The sequence below is a fragment of the Paraburkholderia sp. NPDC080076 genome (assembly GCF_050281145.1).
In the GTDB taxonomy this organism is placed as follows: Bacteria; Pseudomonadota; Gammaproteobacteria; order Burkholderiales; family Burkholderiaceae; genus Paraburkholderia.
This window is the reverse complement of the sequence record NZ_JBNNWQ010000004.1, coordinates 565,640-584,581: the sequence shown is the minus strand read 5'-3', so window position 1 is coordinate 584,581 and position 18,942 is coordinate 565,640. Positions and strand designations below refer to the sequence as shown.

The following is an 18,942-nucleotide window of genomic DNA, read 5'->3' as shown; positions in this document are numbered from 1 at the left end:
GGGAGATTCCATATGTTTCGAAAAATTCTGGTTACCGCGGCCATGCTGGCCGCTTTCGGCCACGCTTATGCGGCGGTCGACGTCAACACGGCCAATGAGGATGCGCTGCGCGGCATCAAGGGCATCGGTCCTGCCAAAGCGAAAGCCATTCTCGACGAGCGTGCAGCGCATGGTCCGTTCAAGGACCCGGCCGACCTCGGCAAGCGCGTCAAAGGCATGGGCGGGCATACCGTCGAGCGCCTGCAGGCGGAGGGTCTCGCTGTCGGTCCGGCTGGCGCGGCTGCTAACCCGCAGGCTGCGGCGTCTGCACAGACCAAAGGCGCGGCCGTTCCGGCCGCCACGCCAAAGAACAGCGCCACGGTGGCAGTGAAGAAATAGCCTTACGCGGACTTTGCGTGCGGGCCTCGTGACCCGCGCGCGGAGTCCGTCCCCTTCGTTCCCCTTCATGGTCGGAGTTGGCAGCAACACTCCTTCAGCTGTCATGCAGATGACTGGCTCCCGCGGTTCTCAGCCGCGGGCTTTTTGCGTTGCGGGCGCTCGCTGACGGGGCGCCTGCATCCATGCGGGCAGAAGGGCCGCACGGCAGCCGCGGGCACGGTGGTTTAGAATCGATGGATTGAAGACTCCGCGCATCGACAGCACCAGAACCGATATGGCTTACAAAACGATTGAAGACACGATCGGCAATACGCCGCTCGTACAACTCGTCCGGCTCCCCGACGACGAGATCCGCAGCCGCAATAACGTGATCCTTGCGAAGCTCGAAGGCAATAACCCGGCGGGCTCGGTGAAGGATCGCCCGGCGTTGTCGATGATCAAGAAAGCGGAAGCGCGTGGCCGCATCAAACCCGGCGACACGCTGATCGAATCGACCAGCGGCAACACGGGTATTGCGCTCGCCATGGCGGCAGCGGTCCGTGGCTACAAAATGGTCCTGATCATGCCGGAAGATCTGTCGGTGGAACGCCGTCAGAGCATGGCCGCGTATGGCGCGCAGATCGTGCTCACGCCGGTCACGGGCGGCATGGAGTACGCACGCGATCTCGCCGAGCAGATGCAGCGCGAAGGCAAGGGCATCATCCTCGATCAGTTTGCCAATCCCGACAATCCGGCCTCGCACGTCGAGGGTACGGGCCCGGAAATCTGGCGCGACACCGAAGGGCGCATTACCCACTTCGTGTCGTCGATGGGCACGACCGGCACGATCATGGGCGTGTCCACTTATCTGAAAGAACAGAATCAGGCTATCGAGATCATCGGCGCGCAACCTGAAGAAGGGTCGCGTATCCCGGGCATCCGCAAATGGCCGGAAGCCTATCTGCCGAAGATTTTCGATCGCAGCCGCGTCGACCGTGTCGAGAACGTGAGCCAGGCCGCCGCGGAAGCGATGGCGCGCCGCATGGCGTCGGTGGAAGGGATTTTTGCCGGCATCTCGTCGGGCGGCGCCTGCGAAGTGGCGCTGCGCGTCGCGCGGCAGGTCGAGAACGCGACGATCGTGTTCATCGTCTGCGATCGCGGCGACCGCTATCTGTCGACCGGTGTGTTTCCCGCATAAACGCGTCGTCGCTCAGAGTGTCGCTCGCCAACGAAAAAGCGCCGGTTCAAAACCGGCGCTTTTTCATTTTGTCGGCTCGTGAGGCGCACCCGGCGCCCGCATGGCCGACTATTGCGAAGCCGCAACCGGCGGCGCCGCGTTGTTGACGGCGTTGTTCGTGGCGTCGCCGGCTTCCATCTGCGCCTTGACCCGCTGGCCCAACTGATACACCGCGAGCGCGTAGAAGAAACTGCGGTTATAGCGCGTCAGCACGTAGAAGTTCTTCAAGCCCAGCATGAACTCGGTGCCACGTCCCGGTGAGGGCAGATCCACCACCGTCACCGGCGTGCCGGCCTCCGACGCGATATCGACGTCCGGTTCGTTCAGCAGCAACCCGGCGCGCAGCAACTGACTGAGCGGCCAGTGTGGCTCCGGCTGGCCGTCGGCGGCTGCTTGCGCGACGCCCAGGCTGCCGGCGTCCGAGCCGATCTTCCACACCACCGGCCGGCCGTTTTCCCAACCGTTCTGACGCAGGTAATTCGCCACGCTGCCGATCGCGTCCGCCTGGCTCGTGCGCAGGTCGATCTGTTTGTTGCCGTCGTAGCTCACCGCGTATTGGACGATGCTGCTCGGCAGAAACTGCGGAATGCCGATCGCGCCGGTGTACGAGCCGAGCACCGTGGTCGGATCGATCTGCGAGTCGCGCGTCCACACCAAATAGTCTTCGAGATTCTTGCGGAAAGTCGCCTGACGATCCGCGCGATTTGCCGTGTTCGGATAGTCGAAGCTGAGCGTGGTCAGCGCGTCGAGCACGCGGAAGTTGCCCATGAAGCGGCCATAAATCGTCTCCACGCCGATGATGCCGACGATCACTTCCGGCGGCACGCCGAACTCTTCATAGGCGCGTTGCAGCGTGGCCTGGTTCGCGCGCCAGAAGCGCACGCCGGCATTGATGCGGACCTGGTCGAGGAAACGCGACTGATACACGCGCCAGTTCTTGACCGACGGCGAAGGCGACGGCGTCACGAGCTTGACTGCGGTCGCCGAATAGCTCACGCCGGTAAAGAGTGAGTGCAGCGCGGATTCGTCGAAGTCGTAGCGCGCGACCATGTCGTTGATGAACGCATTGACATCGGCATTGTTCGCGTAGCGCTGCGGGATGATCTCTTCTTCAAACGTTTGCCCTTGCGGCACCGCGGCTTGCGGTTGGCCTTGCGCGAGCAGCACCGGCGGTTTCTTGCCGGCGCTTTGCGCGATCGCCGGACTGGTTGCCATGAACATGCACGATGCGACGGATAGTGCGGCGGCCATGGTTCTGGTACGTAGCCGGTTTCGTGCAGACAGAGCAAGCTTGACGGTCATAGTTAGCTAAAGGCGCGTGGCGCAGGAGACAAGGGAAAGACGGGGAAAAACCGATCGGGGCAGTATACCCGACGCCTCTGCGCAAAACTGTGCCTGACGCGTGACAGCCGCATCGTGTGGTAACTTGATGCATGTTGGCGCGCCGAGGGCGCGCGTCCCTGGATGGAGACATGCCGCGCGCGCTTCGAAGGCGTGACGTCGCAGAAAGAGAATCATGGCAACAGGCTTCTATTCTCACGCCGACTGTCTGCTGCACGATATGGGGCAATGGCATCCCGAATGCCCCGCGCGTCTGCAGGCAATCGAAGATCAGTTGATCGCGAGCCGCATCGACTCGCTGATCGAGCGCGAGTCGCCGCCACTCGCCGACGATGCCGCGCTGCTGCGCGTGCATACGCAAGCTCACGTCGATTACATCCGCCGCCGCTCGCCGGCTGAAGGCATGGCCGAAATCGATCCCGATACGACGATGAACCCGCACACCTTGCAGGCCGCATTGCGCGCGGCGGGCGCCGCGGTTGCCGCGACCGATGCGGTGATCGAAGGCCGCTACGACAATGCCTTCTGCAGCGTGCGCCCGCCCGGCCACCATGCGGAGCCGGCGCGCGCCATGGGCTTTTGCTTCTTCAACAACGTCGCGATCGCCGCGCGTCATGCGCTCGAAGTGCACGGCTTGCAGCGCGTCGCGATCATCGACTTCGACGTGCATCACGGCAACGGCACCGAAGCGGCTTTCTCGGGCGACTCGCGCGTGCTGATGTGCAGCATCTTCCAGCATCCGTTCTATCCGTTCACGGGCGCCGACAACCAGGCGCCCAACATGTGCAACGTGCCGATGCCGGCGCGCTCGAAAGGCATGGCGGTGCGCGAGGCGGTGGACCTGCTGTGGCTGCCGCGCCTGCATGATTTCAAGCCGGAGATGCTGTTCATCTCGGCCGGTTTCGACGCGCATCGCGAGGACGACCTCGGCAACATGGGCCTCGTCGAAGACGATTACGCCTGGATCACCGATCAGATGCGCGAGATCGCGAAGCGTTATGCGCATGGACGGATCGTCAGTTGCCTCGAAGGCGGCTACAACCTGTCCGCGTTGGGGCGCAGCGTGGTCGCCCACGTGCGTTCGCTGGCCGGGATCTGAGCCGCTAAACCGCTGCGCCGGTGCCGCGCGCGGCGCCGTCCACTCAAAACGCATTAGGAGCGAACCATGAACGCTGATGCGCGCAACGTTTCACTGGTCGAAATTGAACACGGCGCGTACGGGGTGCCGGGCGTCGTGCGTTTGACGATGAATCGGCCCGACGCCTTCAACGCGCTCTCCGAAGCCTTGCTCGACGACCTGCAGACCGCATTGAGCGAAATCGGGCGGTCGGACGCGCGCGTGGTGGTGATCGCCGGCGCGGGCAGGGCGTTCTGCGCGGGACACGATCTGAAGGAAATGCGCGCGGCGCCTTCGTTGGCGTATTACCAGGCGCTGTTCGCCCGCTGCACGAAACTCATGATGACGATCCAGCGCTTGCCGCAACCCGTGATCGCGCGCGTGCAGGGCATCGCGACGGCGGCCGGCTGTCAACTCGTCGCGATGTGCGATCTGGCTGTCGCCGCCGACACGGCGCGGTTTGCCGTCTCGGGTGTGAACCTCGGCCTCTTCTGCGCGACACCCTCTGTGCCGCTGTCGCGCAACCTGTCGCGCAAAGCGGCGCTTGAAATGCTGCTCACCGGCGATTTCATCGATGCCGCCGAGGCGAAGCAGCAAGGTCTCGTGAACCGCGTGGTCCCGGCAGATGCGCTCGACCCGGAAATCGCGCGGCTCGCCACCAGCATCTGCGCGAAACCCGTCGAAGCCGTGAGCGCCGGCAAAGGCCTCTTCTATCGTCAGTTGGAAATGGGTATCGAAGCGGCTTATCAGCTCGCCGGCCAGACCATGGCCTGCAATATGATGGACGAGTCAGCGCTCGAAGGCGTGCAGGCTTTCATCGACAAACGGCCGCCCGACTGGAAGCGTGACGCGAGCTAGTCGCGCGTCGCTCAGGCTTTAAGCACCACCCGTTTTTCAATCCACTCGATCAACGCGCCGATCACCCGATCGCGGTCGATGTCGTTCATCGTCTCGTGATAGCTGCCTTCGTGCAGCGTAAGCGTCTTATCCGGCGAGCCTGCGTGCTCACCGAAATCGCGGCTGCCTTCGGGTTCGGTGAGCTTATCGGCGGTGCCGTGATAAACCAGTAGCGGTACCCGCAAGTCCGCACGGCCGCGTTCGATGCGCGCCATCGCCAGCAACAGTTCCGCGCCGGTGCGCGCGGGAATCGCGCCGTGATGCACGAGCGGATCGTTGCGATTGGCGTTCACCACGGGCTGAAGGCGCGAGAGCAAAGCGGCGTCGATTTTCATCGCCGGGAAGCTCGGGTAGAGTTGGCTGATCACCTGGCTCAGCTTCAGCATCCAGCGCGGCACATCGCGGCCGGGCGCAAGCGCCGGGCTCGACAGGATCAGACCGTTCAGGTGCCGGCCGCTCGCGTCGAGGCGCTCGATCGCGTACAACGCGGCCACGGCGCCGCCCATGCTGTGGCCCATCAGGAAGAGCGGGGCGCAACTTTGCGCCGCGGCGTCGAGCAACGCTTGTGCGTCCAGCAGATAGTCGTCGAAGCGCTTCACGTACGACCGCTTGCCGGGCGCCTGGCCGTGGCCGCGCAGATCGATCGCCACCAGTTCGATGCCGGCCGCGTTCAGCCGCGCAGCGAGCGCCGCATAGCGGCCGGCGTGCTCGGCGAGCCCGTGGAGCAACGCGACCGTGGCGCGCAGCGGTGCGGCGGCCGGCCAGCGGTACAGCGGCAGGTCCACGCCATCGCCGGTCGTGACCGACGAGCACTGCGGCTCGCCAGCGTTGCGGTTGCCCGCGACTGACCGCGGATTGCTGCGTTGAGATGTTTCCATGGCTGCGCGCTTATCCTGATTTTGTTCCGCCCGATCATAGTCGCAGCGACAGTGCGCGCGCGAGCATCTCGCGCGGAGCGAGCCTCTAATGCCCACAGGTTATGAAAAGATCGTAATTGATTATTAAAGGGAATGACGACGCTGCGGTAGAATTGCGGGCTCAAATCCCAATAAAAGTAACGGCGGCCGCTTGTCGGGAGCACACAACGCTCGCTGACAGACTCCGCCGTTTCGTTTTTCCATGATCGAAATACGCAATATCTCCCAGCGGTTCGCCGGGCCCCGGGGCTGGGTCGAGGCGCTGCACAACGTCAATCTGTCGATTCCGGCGGGCGAGGTGTTCGGCATCATCGGCCGCAGCGGCGCGGGCAAGAGCACGCTCGTGCGCACCCTGAACCTGCTGACGCGCCCGAGCGAAGGCAATATCGTCGTCAACGGCCGCGATCTGACCACGCTGCCCGCCGCGCAATTGCGCGAGGCGCGCCGCGAGATCGGCATGATTTTCCAGCACTTCAATTTGCTGTCGTCGCGCACGGTCTACGAGAACGTCGCGCTGCCGCTCGAACTCGCCGGCATGAAGCGCGATGAGATCGAAGCGAACGTGCTGCCGCTGCTCGAACTGGTCGGCCTGTCGGCGCAGAAGGACCGGTATCCGGCGCAGATCAGCGGCGGCCAGAAGCAGCGCGTCGGCATTGCGCGCGCTCTTGCGAGCAAGCCCAAAGTGCTGCTCTCCGACGAAGCGACCTCCGCGCTCGATCCCGAAACCACGCGCGCGATTCTCGACCTGCTCAAGCGCATCAATCGCGAACTGAACCTGACCATCGTGCTGATCACGCACCAGATGGACGTGATCAAGCAGGTCTGCGACCGCGTCGCCGTGCTGGACGCGGGCCGTGTGGTCGAAGAAGGCAAGGTGATCGACGTGTTCCTGCAACCGCATCACGAAGTCACGCGCGCCTTGATCGGCGACGTGATCGCGCAGGAACTGCCGCCCGCCATGAAGGCGCGCGTCGCGGAGCGCCTGAAGACCGGCAGCGGCCACTTGCTGCGCCTCGCGTTCACCGGCTCGGGCGTCGATCAGCCGATCCTGTCGGAAACGATTCGCCGCTACGAACTCGACTTCAACATCCTGCACGGCCAGATCGATGAGATCCAGGGGCAGGCGTTCGGCTCGCTCGCGGTGCTCGCGGGCGGCGAACCGACGAAGGTGGCGCAAGCGCTGACGTATCTGCGTGAACAGGGCGTGGTGGTGGAGGAGTTGTCGTATGTTGAGTGAAATGTTCGATATGTTCGTTCAGTCGTTCTGGGAAACGCTCGTGATGGTGGGCATTTCCGGACTGGTCGGCGCCTTGGTGGGTTTGCCGCTCGGCGTGCTGCTGTATCTGACGGACCGCCAGGGCGTATTGCAGAACATCGCCGTGAATCGCGTGATGGGCGTCATTGTGAATGCGGTGCGTTCGACGCCGTTCATCATCCTGCTGGTCGCCGTGATTCCGTTCACGCGTCTCGTGGTGGGTTCGTCGATCGGCACGGCCGCCGCTGTCGTGCCGCTGACGATCGCCGCGGCGCCGTTCATCGCGCGCCTGGTCGAGACCGCGCTGCGCGAAGTGGATCGCGGCCTGATCGAAGCAGCGCAAGCGATGGGTGCGACCACTAGCCAGATCGTCTTCAAGGTGTTGCTGCCGGAATCGCTGCCGGGCGTGGTCGCCGGCCTGACGATCACGTTCGTCTCGCTGGTCGGCTATTCGGCGATGGCCGGCGCGATCGGCGGCGGCGGGCTTGGCGATCTCGGGATTCGCTATGGGTACCAGCGGTTCCTGCCGGAAGTGATGTTGACGGTCGTGGTGATCCTGATCGTCTTCGTGCAGTTGGTGCAGTCGTTCGGGGATTGGCTCGTGCGTCGTTTGAGCCATAAGTAAAACAACAAAGTCGATAGATTCGGAAAGGTCCATCATGCAACGTCGTTTCATTCTCAAGCTGGCGGCCGTGCTCGGCGCCGCATCGCTGTTCGCCGCCAACGCGGCTCACGCTGAAGACACGATCAAGGTCGGCGTCACCGGCGGTCCGCACGCGCAGATCATGGAAGTCGTGAAAACAGTCGCGGCGAAGAACGGTCTGAACATCAAGATCGTCGAGTTCTCCGACTACGTGCAGCCGAACGCCGCGCTCGCCGGCGGCGATCTGGACGCGAACAGCTACCAGCACGACCCGTATCTGCAGGCGCAGGTGAAGGACCGTGGCTACAAGCTGATCCGTATCGCGGACACGGTCACGTACCCGATGGGCATCTATTCGAAGAAAGTGAAGACGCTGGCCGAGCTGCAGCCGGGCGCGAAGATCGCGGTGCCGAATGATCCGACCAACGGTGGCCGCGCGCTGCTGTTGCTGCAAAAGCAGGGTCTGCTGAAACTGCGCGCCGACGCGGGCCTGAAGGCGACGCCGCTCGACATCGTCGACAATCCGAAGAAGCTGAAGATCGTCGAACTCGACGCCGCGCAGATTCCGCGCTCGCTGAACGACGTGGACGCCGCTGCAATCAACACGAACTTCGCTATGGAAGCGGGTCTGAAGCCCAAGCAGGACGCCATTGCGATGGAAGACCCGAAAGGCCCCTACGTGAACATCATCGTAATCCGCGAGGCGGATAAGAATAAGCCGTGGGTCGCCAAGCTGGTCGCGGCGTATCATTCGCCGGAAGTGAAGCAGTTCATTGAAAGTAAATTTGGCGGGTCGGTCATCACCGCGTGGTGAGCCGGAGGCCTCCAGAACAAGCAAGACACGACGGCGATGCAAAATTTGAGTCGTAGGTCTTAACCCGGGGTTGCCACCCGGGTTTTTTCGAGATTAAAATAGAACGACCGTTCGATATTGCCGTCACGCCGCTGAGGAGCGATATCCTCCTGCTAGAGCGCCCGCGACAGGGCTGCCACGAGGGCAGTCGTTATAATGTTCGTTGGGTTGACGTATTCGTAACTTTGGAGCGTGTGCATGAAAATCCTGGTGCCAGTCAAAAGAGTGGTCGATTACAACGTGAAAGTCCGAGTCAAGTCGGACGGCACGGGCGTCGACATCGCGAACGTGAAGATGTCGATGAATCCGTTCGATGAAATCGCGGTTGAAGAAGCGGTGCGTCTGAAGGAAGCGGGCGTGGCGACGGAAGTGATCGCCGTGTCGGCGGGCGTGACGCAATCGCAGGAAACGCTGCGCACGGCGCTGGCGATCGGCGCGGATCGCGCGATCCTGATCGAGTCTTCAGTGGAACTGCAGCCGTTGGCTGTCGCGAAGCTGCTGAAGGCGCTGGTCGACAAGGAGCAGCCGCAGCTGGTCATCCTCGGCAAGCAGGCGATCGACGACGATTCGAACCAGACCGGCCAGATGCTGGCTGCGTTGGCTGGTTTGCCGCAGGCGACGTTTGCGTCGAAGGTTGTTGTTGCCGACGGCAAGGCGACCGTTTCGCGTGAAGTGGACGGTGGCGCTGAAACGCTATCTTTGAAGCTGCCCGCAGTCATCACCACGGACTTGCGCCTGAACGAGCCGCGCTACGTGACGCTGCCGAACATCATGAAGGCGAAGAAGAAGCCGCTGGAAGTCGTCAAGCCGGAAGATCTGGGTGTCGACGTCACGCCGCGCCTGAAGACGCTGAAGGTTGTCGAGCCGCCCAAGCGCTCCGCCGGTGTGAAGGTGCCGGATGTGAAGACGCTGGTCGAGAAGCTGAAGACCGAAGCCAAGGTGCTGTAAGGAGACGGACGAAATGACGAATCTGGTAATTGCAGAACACGACAACGCGTCGATCAAGGCCGCGACGCTGAACACGATTGCAGCGGCGCAGAAGATTGGTGGCGATATCCACGTGCTGGTGGCAGGGCACAACGCGCAAGCCGCGGCGGATGCGGCAGCGAAGATTGCGGGCGTTAGCAAAGTGCTGCTGGCCGACGCGCCACAACTCGAAGCGGGTCTCGCGGAAAACATCGAAGCAACGGTGGTGAACATCGCGAAGGACTACACGCATATCCTCGCGCCGGCAACCGCCTACGGCAAGAACATCACGCCGCGTATCGCAGCGAAGCTGGACGTTGCGCAGATCAGCGACATCACGGCAGTGGATTCTGCTGATACGTTCGAGCGTCCGATCTACGCCGGCAATGCAATCGCAACAGTGCAATCGGCTGATCCGATCAAGGTCATCACGGTCCGCACGACTGGTTTCGACCCTGTGGCAGCCGAAGGCGGCAGCGCATCGGTGGAAAAGATCGAAGCGGCAGCCGACAGCGGCATCTCGTCCTTCGTTAGCCGTGAAGTGACGAAGCTGGACCGTCCGGAACTGACGTCGGCGAAGATCATCGTCTCGGGTGGCCGGGGTCTCGGCAACGGCGAGAACTACACGAAGGTGCTCGAACCGCTGGCGGACAAGCTGAACGCAGCGCTGGGCGCATCGCGCGCAGCGGTCGATGCGGGCTTCGTGCCGAACGACTATCAGGTCGGGCAGACCGGCAAGATCGTCGCGCCGCAACTGTACATCGCAGTCGGCATCTCGGGCGCGATCCAGCATCTGGCCGGGATGAAGGACAGCAAAGTGATCGTCGCGATCAACAAGGACGAAGAAGCGCCGATCTTCAGCGTCGCCGATTACGGTCTGGTGGGCGATCTGTTCACGCTCGTGCCCGAACTCGTTAGCGAACTCGGTTAAGCGCCGTAACGCCGCATAGAAGGCGTCTGGCAGCACATGAAGGGCGTGGGACCGATCAAGTCCAGCGCCCTTTTTTTATATCAGAAGCGGGAGGAGAACTGAAATGAGCTATACGGCGCCCATCAAGGACATGCTGTTCGTGATGAAAGAACTGGCCGGTCTCGAAGACATCGCGACCTTGCCGGGCTTCGAAGACGCGAACCTCGAGACGGCGCAAGCCGTCCTCGAAGAGTCGGCGAAACTGTGCGGTGGTGTGCTGGCGCCGTTGAATGCAGAAGGCGATCGCAATCCGAGCAGCTGGAAAGACGGCGCGGTGACCGCGACGCCCGGTTTCAAGGAAGCGTTTCGCCAGTTCGGCGAAGGCGGCTGGCAAGGCGTGCAACATCCCGTCGACTACGAAGGCCAAGGACTGCCGAAGCTGATCGCGACGCCGTGCGTCGAAATGCTCAACGCGTCGAATCTATCGTTCGCACTGTGCCCGTTGCTGACGGATGGCGCGATCGAAGCGCTGCTCACCGCCGGCACAGAAGCGCAAAAACAAACCTATGTGCCGAAGCTGATTTCCGGCGAGTGGACCGGCACGATGAACCTGACCGAGCCGCAGGCCGGTTCCGATCTCGCGTTGGTACGCACGCGCGCCGAGCCGCAAGGCGACGGTTCGTTCAAGCTGTTCGGCACGAAGATTTTCATCACCTGGGGCGAGCACGACATGGCGAAGAACATCGCGCATCTCGTGCTGGCCCGCACGCCGAATGCGCCGGAAGGCGTGAAGGGCATTTCGCTCTTCATCGTGCCGAAGTTTCTCGTCAATGAAGACGGTTCGCTCGGCGAGCGCAACGACGTGCATTGCGTGTCGATCGAACACAAGCTCGGCATCAAGGCGAGCCCGACCGCGGTGCTGCAATTCGGCGACCACGGCGGTGCGATCGGTCATCTGATCGGTGAAGAAAATCGCGGTCTGGAATACATGTTCATCATGATGAACGCGGCGCGTTTCGCTGTCGGCATGCAAGGCGTCGGCATTTCGGATCGCGCTTATCAGAAGGCGGTGGCGTACGCGAAAGATCGCGTGCAAAGCCGTCCCGTGGATGGCTCCGCGAAGCAGCCGGTCGCGATCATTCAACATCCGGACGTGCGCCGTATGCTCGCCACCATGCGCGGCCTCACCGAAGCGTCGCGCGCGCTGGCGTACGTGGCCGCGGCGCACTGCGACATCGCGCATCGTCATGCGGACGAAGGCAAGCGCGCCGAACATCAGGCGATCTACGAATACCTCGTACCGATCGTGAAGGGCTGGAGCACGGAGTTGTCGATCGACGTCACGAGCCTCGGCGTGCAGGTGCATGGCGGCATGGGCTTCATCGAAGAAACCGGCGCGGCGCAGTACTACCGCGATGCGCGCATTCTGACGATCTACGAAGGCACGACCGCGATTCAGGCGAACGACCTGATTGGCCGCAAGACCGTGCGGGACGGCGGCAAGGTGGCGAAGTCGCTGCTCGCCGAGGTGGCTGAAACGATCGAGGCACTCGGCGCGCAGCAAGGCCCGGCGTTCGATTCGATGAAGAAGTATCTCGCGCAGGGCCAGCGCTCGTTGAGCGCGGCGGTCGATTTCGTCGTGGCCAACACGAAGGGCGATCCGAACGCGGTGTTCGCAGGCAGCGTGCCGTATCTGAAGCTCGCGGGCATCGTGCTGGGCGGCTGGCAGATGGCGCGTGCGTTGCTCGTGGCGGCTCAGAAGCGCGACGAAGACCCGTCGTTCTACGGCGCCAAGATCGCTACCGCGCAGTTCTATGCGGAGCATGTGCTGCCGCTGGCGTCGGCGCTCGAAGCGTCGATTGTCAGCGCAAAGGGTGGAGAGAGTGTGCTGGCTTTGTCGGAAGATCAGTTCTGAGTTAACTTCTGCCTCGCTTAAAAACAAACGGCGCCTTGTGAGGCGCCGTTTGTTTTTATCGTGCTGGTCTGTGAGATCGCAAACCAGCGCCACCGCTCTCGCGAAGCGTCGTCGTTAAACCTTAAGCATAAGCCGGGCGATGCGCGCCGCCGATCTCGCCGAGATAGCGATGCACCGACAGATCGTCCGCCTTGATGGCCGGTTGCTTGCCCGACATCACGTCGGCGAGCAGTTGACCGGAGCCGCACGACATCGTCCAGCCCAGCGTGCCGTGGCCCGTGTTCAGGAACAGGTTCGGCACCGGAGTGCGGCCGACGATCGGCGTGCCGTCCGGCGTCATCGGACGCAGACCGGTCCAGAAGCTGGCCTTCGACGTATCGCCGCCGCCCGGGAACAGATCGTTCACGCACAATTCCAGCGTTTCGCGACGCGCCTGGCGCAGCGATTTGTCGAAGCCGACGATCTCGGCCATGCCGCCCACCCGAATCCGGTCGTCGAAACGGGTGATCGCGATCTTGTACGTTTCGTCGAGCACGGTTGAAACCGGCGCCGACGCTTCGTTCACGATCGGCGCGGTGATCGAATAACCCTTGAGCGGATAGACCGGAATCTTCACCAGACCGGACAGGAAGTGGGTCGAGTACGAACCCAGCGCGACGACGAACGAATCCGCGCGCACCAGTTCCTCGCCGCACTTCACGCCGGCGATGCGGCCACCCGCCATCGCGAGTGCGTCGATCGGCGTGTTGTAGCGGAATTTGACGCCGAGTTCCTCAGCCAACGCGGCGAGCCGCGTGGTGAACATCTGGCAGTCGCCGGTTTCGTCGCCCGGCAGGCGCAGACCGCCGGTCAGCTTGTGCGACACCGCGGCGAGCGCCGGCTCGGCGCGCGCGAGTTCAGCCGGTGACAGCAGTTCATACGGCACATTGGCTTCCTGCAGCACGGCGATATCTTTCGCGGCGCCGTCGAATTGCTGCTGCGTGCGGAACACCTGAAGCGTGCCGCCAGCGCGGCCTTCGTACTGAATGCCGGTTTCAGCGCGCAGCGCTTGCAGGCAGTCGCGGCTGTATTCGGCGAGGCGGACCATGCGGCCCTTGTTCACTGCATAACGCGACGACGTGCAGTTCTGCAGCATCTGCCACATCCATTGCAACTGGAATTGCGTGCCGTCGAGGCGGATTGCCAGCGGCGCGTGCTTCTGGAACATCCACTTGACGGCCTTCAGCGGCACGCCAGGCGCGGCCCACGGCGACGCGTAGCCCGGCGAAATCTGGCCGGCATTGGCGAAACTGGTTTCGAGCGCCGGGCCGGCCTCGCGATCGATCACGGTCACTTCGTGCCCCGCGCGCGCCAGGTAATACGCGCTGGTCACGCCGACGACGCCACTGCCCAAAACGACGACTCGCATAGCTGCTCCAGGTATTCAAAATGAAATCTGAGGGCGATGCGCTCGTCGATACGTTGGAATTCGTTCGATTCACGAGGTGTAATGCGGCTCGCCCAGTGTTAACCGCTATACTATTAACAGTGAGGTAGGTTTTGTTATTGTATTTTCAAGATTTTCAGAAAAAACACCATGCGTACACAGCGCCAACCGGTCCGGGCTCTCGACAAACTCGATCACAAGATCCTGCGGCTGCTGCAACAGGACGGCCGCATGGCCATGAAAGACCTGGCCGAACAGGTTGGACTGTCGGTCACGCCGTGCATCGAGCGCGTCAAGCGGATGGAGCGCGACGGCGTGATCACCGGCTACCACGCGCGCGTGAACCCGGCGGAATTGGGCGCGGCACTGCTCGTGTTCGTCGAGATCACGCTGGATCACAAGAGCGGCAACATGTTCGACCAGTTCCGACGCGAGGTGCAGAAGATTCCGGAAGTGCTGGAATGCCATCTCGTGTCGGGCGATTTCGACTATCTGATCAAGGCGCGCATCGGCGAAATGGCCGACTACCGGAAGCTGCTGGGCGACATCCTGCTGCAACTGCCCGGCGCGGTGCAGTCGAAAAGCTACGTGGTGATGGAAGAGATCAAGGAAACGCTGACGATCGCGGTCGGCGATTAGGCGGCGCGACGGCGCAGGGCGGGGCTCGACAAACGGCGTAAACACTGTATATTTGTACAGGTGTTTTGCGCCGTTTTTTTTGCATGTGCCAGCCGTGACCGACTCCAACCCCCACTTCGTCAACGAATTTCCGATCGCACCGCCCGTGCCTCGCAAGGGCCGTGGCGCGGTGACGAACTTGCAAGGCCGCTACGAAGTCGACCAGCGCGAAGCGGTGGACGACGGCTGGCTGTCGTCGCCGGAAGACGATGACGAGCCCAAGGTCTTGCGCACGCAGGTCTTCGAAGAGCGGGCCAAGACCATTCTCACGCGCAACGCGTCGCCGGATATTCCGTTCAGCGTGTCGCTGAACCCCTATCGCGGCTGCGAGCATGGCTGCATTTATTGCTTTGCGCGGCCCACGCACGCTTATCTGGGGCTGTCGCCGGGACTCGACTTCGAAAGCCGGATCTACGCCAAGGTCAATGCGCCGGAGTTGCTCGAGCGGGAACTGTCGAAGAAGTCGTACGTGCCGGAGCCAATCGCGCTAGGCGTCAATACGGACGCCTGGCAACCGGTCGAGCGCGACTTGCGGCTCACGCGCAGGGTGATCGAAGTGCTCAGCGAGCGTCAGCATCCGTTTGCGGCGATCACCAAGTCGTCGCTGATCGAACGCGAACTCGATTTGCTGGCGCCCATGGCGGCGCGCGGGCAATTCATGGCGGCCATCACCATCACTACGCTGGACGCGGACATCGCTCGCACGCTGGAACCGCGGGCGGCCACGCCGTCGCGGCGGCTGCGCACCATCCGCACATTGAGCGAGGCGGGCATTCCGGTCGGCGTCAGCATCGCGCCGGTGATTCCGTTCGTCACCGAACCGGATATGGAACGCGTGCTGGAGGCCTGCGCGGAGGCCGGCGCAAGCAATGCGAGCTATATCGTGCTGCGTCTTCCTTGGGAAGTCGCGCCGCTATTCAAGGATTGGCTCGCCGCGCACTTTCCCGATCGCGCTGACCGGGTGATGAGCCGCGTGCGGGACATGCGCGGCGGCAAGGACTACGACTCGTCCTTCTCCACGCGCATGAAGGGCGAAGGCTTGTGGGCGGATCTGCTCAAGCAGCGATTCCACAAGGCGGTGCGCCGCCTGGGCCTGAACCGGCGCGACCGCGGCATTCTGGATATGTCGCACTTTCGCCGGGTCGAGGCGGCGCGTCCCGCCGAACCGGCACGCGATGATCCTCAACTGGATCTTTTTTAGCGCGGCGCGCGCCGGATCACTGCGAGAGCGCTTTCGCCGCCTGCACCTGACTTTCGAAGTAGGTCTGGAACGAAATGGCGAGGCCGGTCATCAGCAGGAAGGCGCCGATCAGCAGCGAAAAAATCACGATGAAAATGACCGTCCAGCCGGAGCGGCTTTTGCGCTGGTTCTGAGCGTTGAACTGCGCGTCCCACTTTTCGTCCGGGCGCAACCCGTAGACGATCGCGGCAAGAAACGCCGCGAGTAGCGAGACCGCGCCGGGAAAGGCTAGCGCCCAGCCGAGCATCGACGACCGTTCGCTCGCCACCAGCAGCATGGCGCCCGGAATGCCGATCAGCGTGCTGATCACGTGAGCCCAGCCGTAGATGTCGCGCATGCCGTACAGATAGAAGCGATGCGCGCCAAGGCTGCCGAAGAAGAACGCCAGGGCGGCGGTAATCGTCTTGGATCTGAAACGCGGGGAAGTCGAAACAAGGGTGGACATGTAGGCCAGAGCAGAGTGACAGGCGGTCGAAAGGAGCGGCGCGCAGGCTCGCGCGGACCGACGCGCATTCTACGCCCGCCGCGGGCCGCCGGTCACGTGACGGGTGGTCGCGGTCGCGAGGCGGGTGGTGCGAGAGGCATTGGATCGAGTCGGTCGGCCGAGCGGGTTGTTTGAGATGCGCCGGAACGAGGGGTTGCAAGGGCGGCGAGATTCGTCTGACTGGCCGGACTTTCCGAGCGCCCGGCGTTCAAAGCGGTGAGTCGCTTGAGGCAGGCTACGGCGCCGAATAGGTGACGCGATAGACGGCGCCAGCGTAATCGTCGCTGATCAGGAGTGAACCATCGGGCAGTGGCAACACGTCGGCCGGGCGCCCCCACTCGCTCTCGCCGGACTGAAGCCAGCCTTCGGCAAAGACTTGCTGGCGCGCGTTGCTGCCGTCCGGGTCCGTAGTCACGTGGACGACGCGATAGCCGATCTTCTTGCTGCGATTCCACGATCCGTGCTCGGCGATAAAAATACTGTCCCGGTAAGCGGGCGGAAACATCGATCCGCTGTAAAAGCGCATGCCGAGCGCCGCGACATGCGCACCGAGTTTGACCACGGGCGGCGTAAACGCGCTGCACGGATGGTCCTTGCCGTACTCGGGATCGGGCGTGTCGCCGCCGTGGCAGTACGGAAAGCCGAAATCCATCCCGGCGCGCGGCGCGCGGTTGAGCTTGTCGTCCGGCACGTCGTCGCCCAGCAGGTCGCGGCCGTTGTCGGTGAACCACAGTTCGTGCGTCACCGGATGCCAGGCGAAGCCGACCGAGTTGCGGATGCCGCGCGCCACGACTTCGTAGTGACTGCCGTCCGGATTCATGCGGCCGATCAGTGCGAAGCGGTTGCGATCTTTCAGGCAGACGTTGCAGGGCGCGCCTTGCGGCACGTATAGCTTGCCGTCCGGGCCGAACGCTATGAATTTCCAGCCGTGGTGCGTCTCCGTGGGCAATGTATCGATCACGACGGCAGGCTTGGGCGGATCGTTCAGGTGGGTGTCGATCGCATCGAAGCGTACGATTTTCGACACCTCGGAGACATAGAGCGCTCCATCGTGCCACGCCACGCCCGCTGGCGTTTCCAGCCCGGACGCGATCACATGGCGCGCCGTGACGCGTCCGTTTTGCAATTCGAGCGCGTACACGTGGCCGTCGAGGCTGCCTATATAAAGAATGCCCTTCGGCGAGAGCGCCATGGCTCGCGCGCTCGGCACGGCGTCCGACAAGACCGCGATATGGAAGCCTGGCGGCAGTTTGATTCGGTCCACCGGCAAAGCGGCGAGCGCCGGCAGGGCGGTTGCGGCGAGCAACACGGCGGCGCCTGCGCGCAGGCCCCGGCTTCGCAAAGCGAGCGCCAAGACGGCAATCCGCATGGTGGCGGCAAAAAAAGCGCGCAAAAACACAATTGGCAGCAGGAGTTTCACGGGCGCTCCGTCAGGTGATTCGGGCGTTTCGACGTGGTTCCGGGCTCCCGCCTGTATGGCCGGCGCAACCCCGTCGCTCAGTTTATCCGGGTAAGTGTTTGTTATGGCGTCGGTTTCCCGCTATAATCGCGTGTTTCAGTCGTTCCGAACCCCGGTTTTCAAGGATTCTAGTATGGTCATCATCCGCTTGGCTCGTGGCGGCTCCAAGAAGCGCCCGTTCTACAACATCGTCGCAACCGATTCGCGTAACCGTCGTGACGGCCGCTTCATCGAGCGCGTTGGCTTCTACAACCCGGTCGCTACGAAGGGTGAGTCGCTGCGTATCGCTCAGGACCGCCTGACGTACTGGCAAGGCGTTGGCGCACAACTGTCGCCGACCGTCGAGCGTCTCGTGAAGGAAGCTGCAAAGGCGCAGCCGGCTGCTTAATGGTAGCTAGCATGCGTATCGTCGTCGGGTCGACCGGCGGCTCGCGCGGTGTGCGTGAGCAGTCCGATGCGCGAGTTGTTTTGCTGAAGCAGGCGTCGAAGCTGGCAGCGAGGTTCTCTTATGTCTGAGCGTGATTCCGGCAGTTCCGGTCGCGTAAAGGCAGCAGGCCCGCGCGCGAAGACGTCTGATCAGGCGCCGTTCGGTGCATTCGTCCGCAAGCCGGTCGAAAAAGCCGAAGGCAAGGCGAAAGCCAATGTTGCAAACGCCGGTTCCGGTGCAGCAGCAATGCGCATGGAAACGGTGGAAAGCTGGCCGGCCGACGCGGTTGAGGTTGGCGCAATCGTCGACGCATACGGCCTCAAGGGCTGGGTCAAGGTAGCCGCTCATGCGGATGCCGGGCATGGCGGCGACGCTTTGCTGAGCGCGAAGCGCTGGTGGCTGCTCAAAGGCCAGGAGCGCAAGTCGGCGCCATCGTTGCAAGCGAAAACGCATAGCGACAGTGTGGTTGCCCATCTGGGCGGCGTCACTGACCGTGATGTGGCGCTGGCACTGCGCGGCTCCCGCGTCTATATCAGCCGCAGCGAATTTCCGGCCCTCGAAGCCGACGAATTCTACTGGGTCGACCTGCTTGGCCTGGATGTGGTGAACGTTGCCGGGGTCAATCTCGGCAAGGTTGCAGACATGATCGACAACGGTGCGCACTCGGTGATGCGTATCGAATATCCGGCTACCGACAAAAGCGGCAAGCCGGCAACCGGCGAGCGTTTGATCCCGTTCGTCGGCGTCTTTGTCAAAACGGTGGACCAGGCGGCGAAGCAGATCACTGTCGACTGGGAAGCCGATTACTAAATAATTCGCT

The 18,942-nt window shown here is 62.9% G+C and carries 19 protein-coding genes; 14 read left to right on the top strand and 5 right to left on the bottom strand.

Annotated elements, in window-relative coordinates:
* Positions 1-12 precede the first annotated feature (12 nt).
* Together ACQKRQ_RS19700 and cysM are read left to right on the top strand one after the other, a co-directional pair.
* Positions 13-378, top strand: coding sequence for a ComEA family DNA-binding protein (locus ACQKRQ_RS19700; RefSeq protein WP_408290164.1), 366 nt, complete (start codon positions 13-15; stop codon positions 376-378).
* A 274-nt stretch (positions 379-652) separates the two neighbouring features.
* Positions 653-1,555 carry a cysteine synthase CysM gene (cysM, locus tag ACQKRQ_RS19695; protein ID WP_106283257.1) on the top strand — a complete coding sequence of 301 codons (903 nt, stop codon included), beginning with the start codon at positions 653-655 and terminating at the stop codon, positions 1,553-1,555.
* 108 nt (positions 1,556-1,663) lie between these two features.
* Here the strand turns inward: cysM and mltB are convergent, their stop codons facing one another.
* Positions 1,664-2,815 carry a lytic murein transglycosylase B gene (mltB, locus tag ACQKRQ_RS19690; protein ID WP_427478876.1) on the bottom strand — a complete coding sequence of 384 codons (1,152 nt, stop codon included), beginning with the start codon at positions 2,813-2,815 and terminating at the stop codon, positions 1,664-1,666.
* Positions 2,816-3,110: 295 nt separating this feature from the next.
* Here mltB and ACQKRQ_RS19685 point away from each other — a divergent pair, with 295 nt between their 5' ends.
* Positions 3,111-4,034 (top strand): histone deacetylase family protein, encoded by a 924-nt coding sequence (locus ACQKRQ_RS19685; protein WP_427478874.1) that lies wholly within the window; start codon positions 3,111-3,113, stop codon positions 4,032-4,034.
* A 66-nt stretch (positions 4,035-4,100) separates the two neighbouring features.
* A complete protein-coding gene (locus tag ACQKRQ_RS19680) occupies positions 4,101-4,910 on the top strand; it encodes an enoyl-CoA hydratase (RefSeq protein ID WP_427478872.1) in 810 nt (269 codons plus the stop codon).
* Positions 4,911-4,921: 11 nt separating this feature from the next.
* Here ACQKRQ_RS19680 and ACQKRQ_RS19675 read toward each other — a convergent pair whose 3' ends face one another.
* Positions 4,922-5,827: a lysophospholipase gene (locus ACQKRQ_RS19675; protein ID WP_427478870.1), complete on the bottom strand. Its 906-nt coding sequence runs from the start codon at positions 5,825-5,827 to the stop codon at positions 4,922-4,924.
* A gap of 241 nt (positions 5,828-6,068) precedes the next feature.
* Here ACQKRQ_RS19675 and ACQKRQ_RS19670 point away from each other — a divergent pair, with 241 nt between their 5' ends.
* From ACQKRQ_RS19670 to ACQKRQ_RS19645, 6 genes are all read left to right on the top strand, one after another.
* On the top strand, positions 6,069-7,103 hold the full coding sequence (locus ACQKRQ_RS19670) for a methionine ABC transporter ATP-binding protein (RefSeq protein WP_132373516.1): 1,035 nt from the start codon (positions 6,069-6,071) through the stop codon (positions 7,101-7,103).
* Positions 7,093-7,746 (top strand): methionine ABC transporter permease, encoded by a 654-nt coding sequence (locus ACQKRQ_RS19665; RefSeq protein ID WP_132373517.1) that lies wholly within the window; start codon positions 7,093-7,095, stop codon positions 7,744-7,746. The genes ACQKRQ_RS19670 and ACQKRQ_RS19665 overlap by 11 nt, the downstream gene beginning before the upstream one ends.
* Before the next feature lie 34 nt (positions 7,747-7,780).
* The gene (locus tag ACQKRQ_RS19660) at positions 7,781-8,578 is read left to right on the top strand and encodes a MetQ/NlpA family ABC transporter substrate-binding protein (protein ID WP_427478867.1); all 798 of its coding nucleotides are present in this window, start codon (positions 7,781-7,783) and stop codon (positions 8,576-8,578) included.
* A gap of 237 nt (positions 8,579-8,815) precedes the next feature.
* Positions 8,816-9,565 (top strand): electron transfer flavoprotein subunit beta/FixA family protein, encoded by a 750-nt coding sequence (locus ACQKRQ_RS19655; RefSeq protein ID WP_132373519.1) that lies wholly within the window; start codon positions 8,816-8,818, stop codon positions 9,563-9,565.
* Between the two features lie 13 nt (positions 9,566-9,578).
* Complete coding sequence (locus ACQKRQ_RS19650) at positions 9,579-10,514, top strand: electron transfer flavoprotein subunit alpha/FixB family protein (protein ID WP_132373520.1); 936 nt, start codon at positions 9,579-9,581, stop codon at positions 10,512-10,514.
* 103 nt (positions 10,515-10,617) lie between these two features.
* Positions 10,618-12,408: an acyl-CoA dehydrogenase gene (locus tag ACQKRQ_RS19645; RefSeq protein WP_427478865.1), complete on the top strand. Its 1,791-nt coding sequence runs from the start codon at positions 10,618-10,620 to the stop codon at positions 12,406-12,408.
* Between the two features lie 121 nt (positions 12,409-12,529).
* Here the strand turns inward: ACQKRQ_RS19645 and ACQKRQ_RS19640 are convergent, their stop codons facing one another.
* Positions 12,530-13,816 carry a D-amino acid dehydrogenase gene (locus ACQKRQ_RS19640; RefSeq protein WP_427478863.1) on the bottom strand — a complete coding sequence of 429 codons (1,287 nt, stop codon included), beginning with the start codon at positions 13,814-13,816 and terminating at the stop codon, positions 12,530-12,532.
* Positions 13,817-13,984: 168 nt separating this feature from the next.
* Here ACQKRQ_RS19640 and ACQKRQ_RS19635 point away from each other — a divergent pair, with 168 nt between their 5' ends.
* Positions 13,985-14,473, top strand: a complete 489-nt coding sequence (locus ACQKRQ_RS19635; RefSeq protein ID WP_007180908.1) for an Lrp/AsnC ligand binding domain-containing protein — start codon at positions 13,985-13,987, stop codon at positions 14,471-14,473.
* Between the two features lie 94 nt (positions 14,474-14,567).
* Complete coding sequence (locus tag ACQKRQ_RS19630) at positions 14,568-15,713, top strand: PA0069 family radical SAM protein (protein WP_408434866.1); 1,146 nt, start codon at positions 14,568-14,570, stop codon at positions 15,711-15,713.
* A gap of 16 nt (positions 15,714-15,729) precedes the next feature.
* Here the strand turns inward: ACQKRQ_RS19630 and ACQKRQ_RS19625 are convergent, their stop codons facing one another.
* Both ACQKRQ_RS19625 and ACQKRQ_RS19620 read right to left on the bottom strand, forming a co-directional pair.
* Positions 15,730-16,197, bottom strand: coding sequence for an NINE protein (locus ACQKRQ_RS19625; protein WP_427478860.1), 468 nt, complete (start codon positions 16,195-16,197; stop codon positions 15,730-15,732).
* Between the two features lie 274 nt (positions 16,198-16,471).
* On the bottom strand, positions 16,472-17,605 hold the full coding sequence (locus ACQKRQ_RS19620; protein ID WP_427479265.1) for a PQQ-dependent sugar dehydrogenase: 1,134 nt from the start codon (positions 17,603-17,605) through the stop codon (positions 16,472-16,474).
* Between the two features lie 223 nt (positions 17,606-17,828).
* On the opposite strand from ACQKRQ_RS19620, the gene rpsP reads away from it, so the two are divergent.
* Both rpsP and rimM read left to right on the top strand, forming a co-directional pair.
* Entirely contained in the window at positions 17,829-18,083 is a 255-nt protein-coding gene (rpsP, locus tag ACQKRQ_RS19615; RefSeq protein WP_007180912.1) for a 30S ribosomal protein S16, read from the top strand.
* A gap of 120 nt (positions 18,084-18,203) precedes the next feature.
* Positions 18,204-18,932, top strand: coding sequence for a ribosome maturation factor RimM (rimM, locus tag ACQKRQ_RS19610; protein ID WP_427478859.1), 729 nt, complete (start codon positions 18,204-18,206; stop codon positions 18,930-18,932).
* The last annotated feature ends 10 nt before the right edge of the window (positions 18,933-18,942 follow it).

Coding starts and splice junctions, on each gene's coding strand:
- mltB (WP_427478876.1), bottom strand. CDS start 2,815: ATGTTCATGGCAACCAGTCCGGCGATCGCGCAAAGCGCCGGCAAGAAA.
- ACQKRQ_RS19620 (WP_427479265.1), bottom strand. CDS start 17,605: ATGCGGATTGCCGTCTTGGCGCTCGCTTTGCGAAGCCGGGGCCTGCGC.
- ACQKRQ_RS19640 (WP_427478863.1), bottom strand. CDS start 13,816: ATGCGAGTCGTCGTTTTGGGCAGTGGCGTCGTCGGCGTGACCAGCGCG.
- ACQKRQ_RS19665 (WP_132373517.1), top strand. CDS start 7,093: ATGTTGAGTGAAATGTTCGATATGTTCGTTCAGTCGTTCTGGGAAACG.
- ACQKRQ_RS19625 (WP_427478860.1), bottom strand. CDS start 16,197: ATGTCCACCCTTGTTTCGACTTCCCCGCGTTTCAGATCCAAGACGATT.
- ACQKRQ_RS19655 (WP_132373519.1), top strand. CDS start 8,816: ATGAAAATCCTGGTGCCAGTCAAAAGAGTGGTCGATTACAACGTGAAA.
- rpsP (WP_007180912.1), top strand. CDS start 17,829: ATGGTCATCATCCGCTTGGCTCGTGGCGGCTCCAAGAAGCGCCCGTTC.
- ACQKRQ_RS19650 (WP_132373520.1), top strand. CDS start 9,579: ATGACGAATCTGGTAATTGCAGAACACGACAACGCGTCGATCAAGGCC.
- ACQKRQ_RS19645 (WP_427478865.1), top strand. CDS start 10,618: ATGAGCTATACGGCGCCCATCAAGGACATGCTGTTCGTGATGAAAGAA.
- rimM (WP_427478859.1), top strand. CDS start 18,204: ATGTCTGAGCGTGATTCCGGCAGTTCCGGTCGCGTAAAGGCAGCAGGC.
- ACQKRQ_RS19685 (WP_427478874.1), top strand. CDS start 3,111: ATGGCAACAGGCTTCTATTCTCACGCCGACTGTCTGCTGCACGATATG.
- ACQKRQ_RS19635 (WP_007180908.1), top strand. CDS start 13,985: ATGCGTACACAGCGCCAACCGGTCCGGGCTCTCGACAAACTCGATCAC.
- ACQKRQ_RS19670 (WP_132373516.1), top strand. CDS start 6,069: ATGATCGAAATACGCAATATCTCCCAGCGGTTCGCCGGGCCCCGGGGC.
- ACQKRQ_RS19660 (WP_427478867.1), top strand. CDS start 7,781: ATGCAACGTCGTTTCATTCTCAAGCTGGCGGCCGTGCTCGGCGCCGCA.
- ACQKRQ_RS19700 (WP_408290164.1), top strand. CDS start 13: ATGTTTCGAAAAATTCTGGTTACCGCGGCCATGCTGGCCGCTTTCGGC.
- ACQKRQ_RS19680 (WP_427478872.1), top strand. CDS start 4,101: ATGAACGCTGATGCGCGCAACGTTTCACTGGTCGAAATTGAACACGGC.
- cysM (WP_106283257.1), top strand. CDS start 653: ATGGCTTACAAAACGATTGAAGACACGATCGGCAATACGCCGCTCGTA.
- ACQKRQ_RS19675 (WP_427478870.1), bottom strand. CDS start 5,827: ATGGAAACATCTCAACGCAGCAATCCGCGGTCAGTCGCGGGCAACCGC.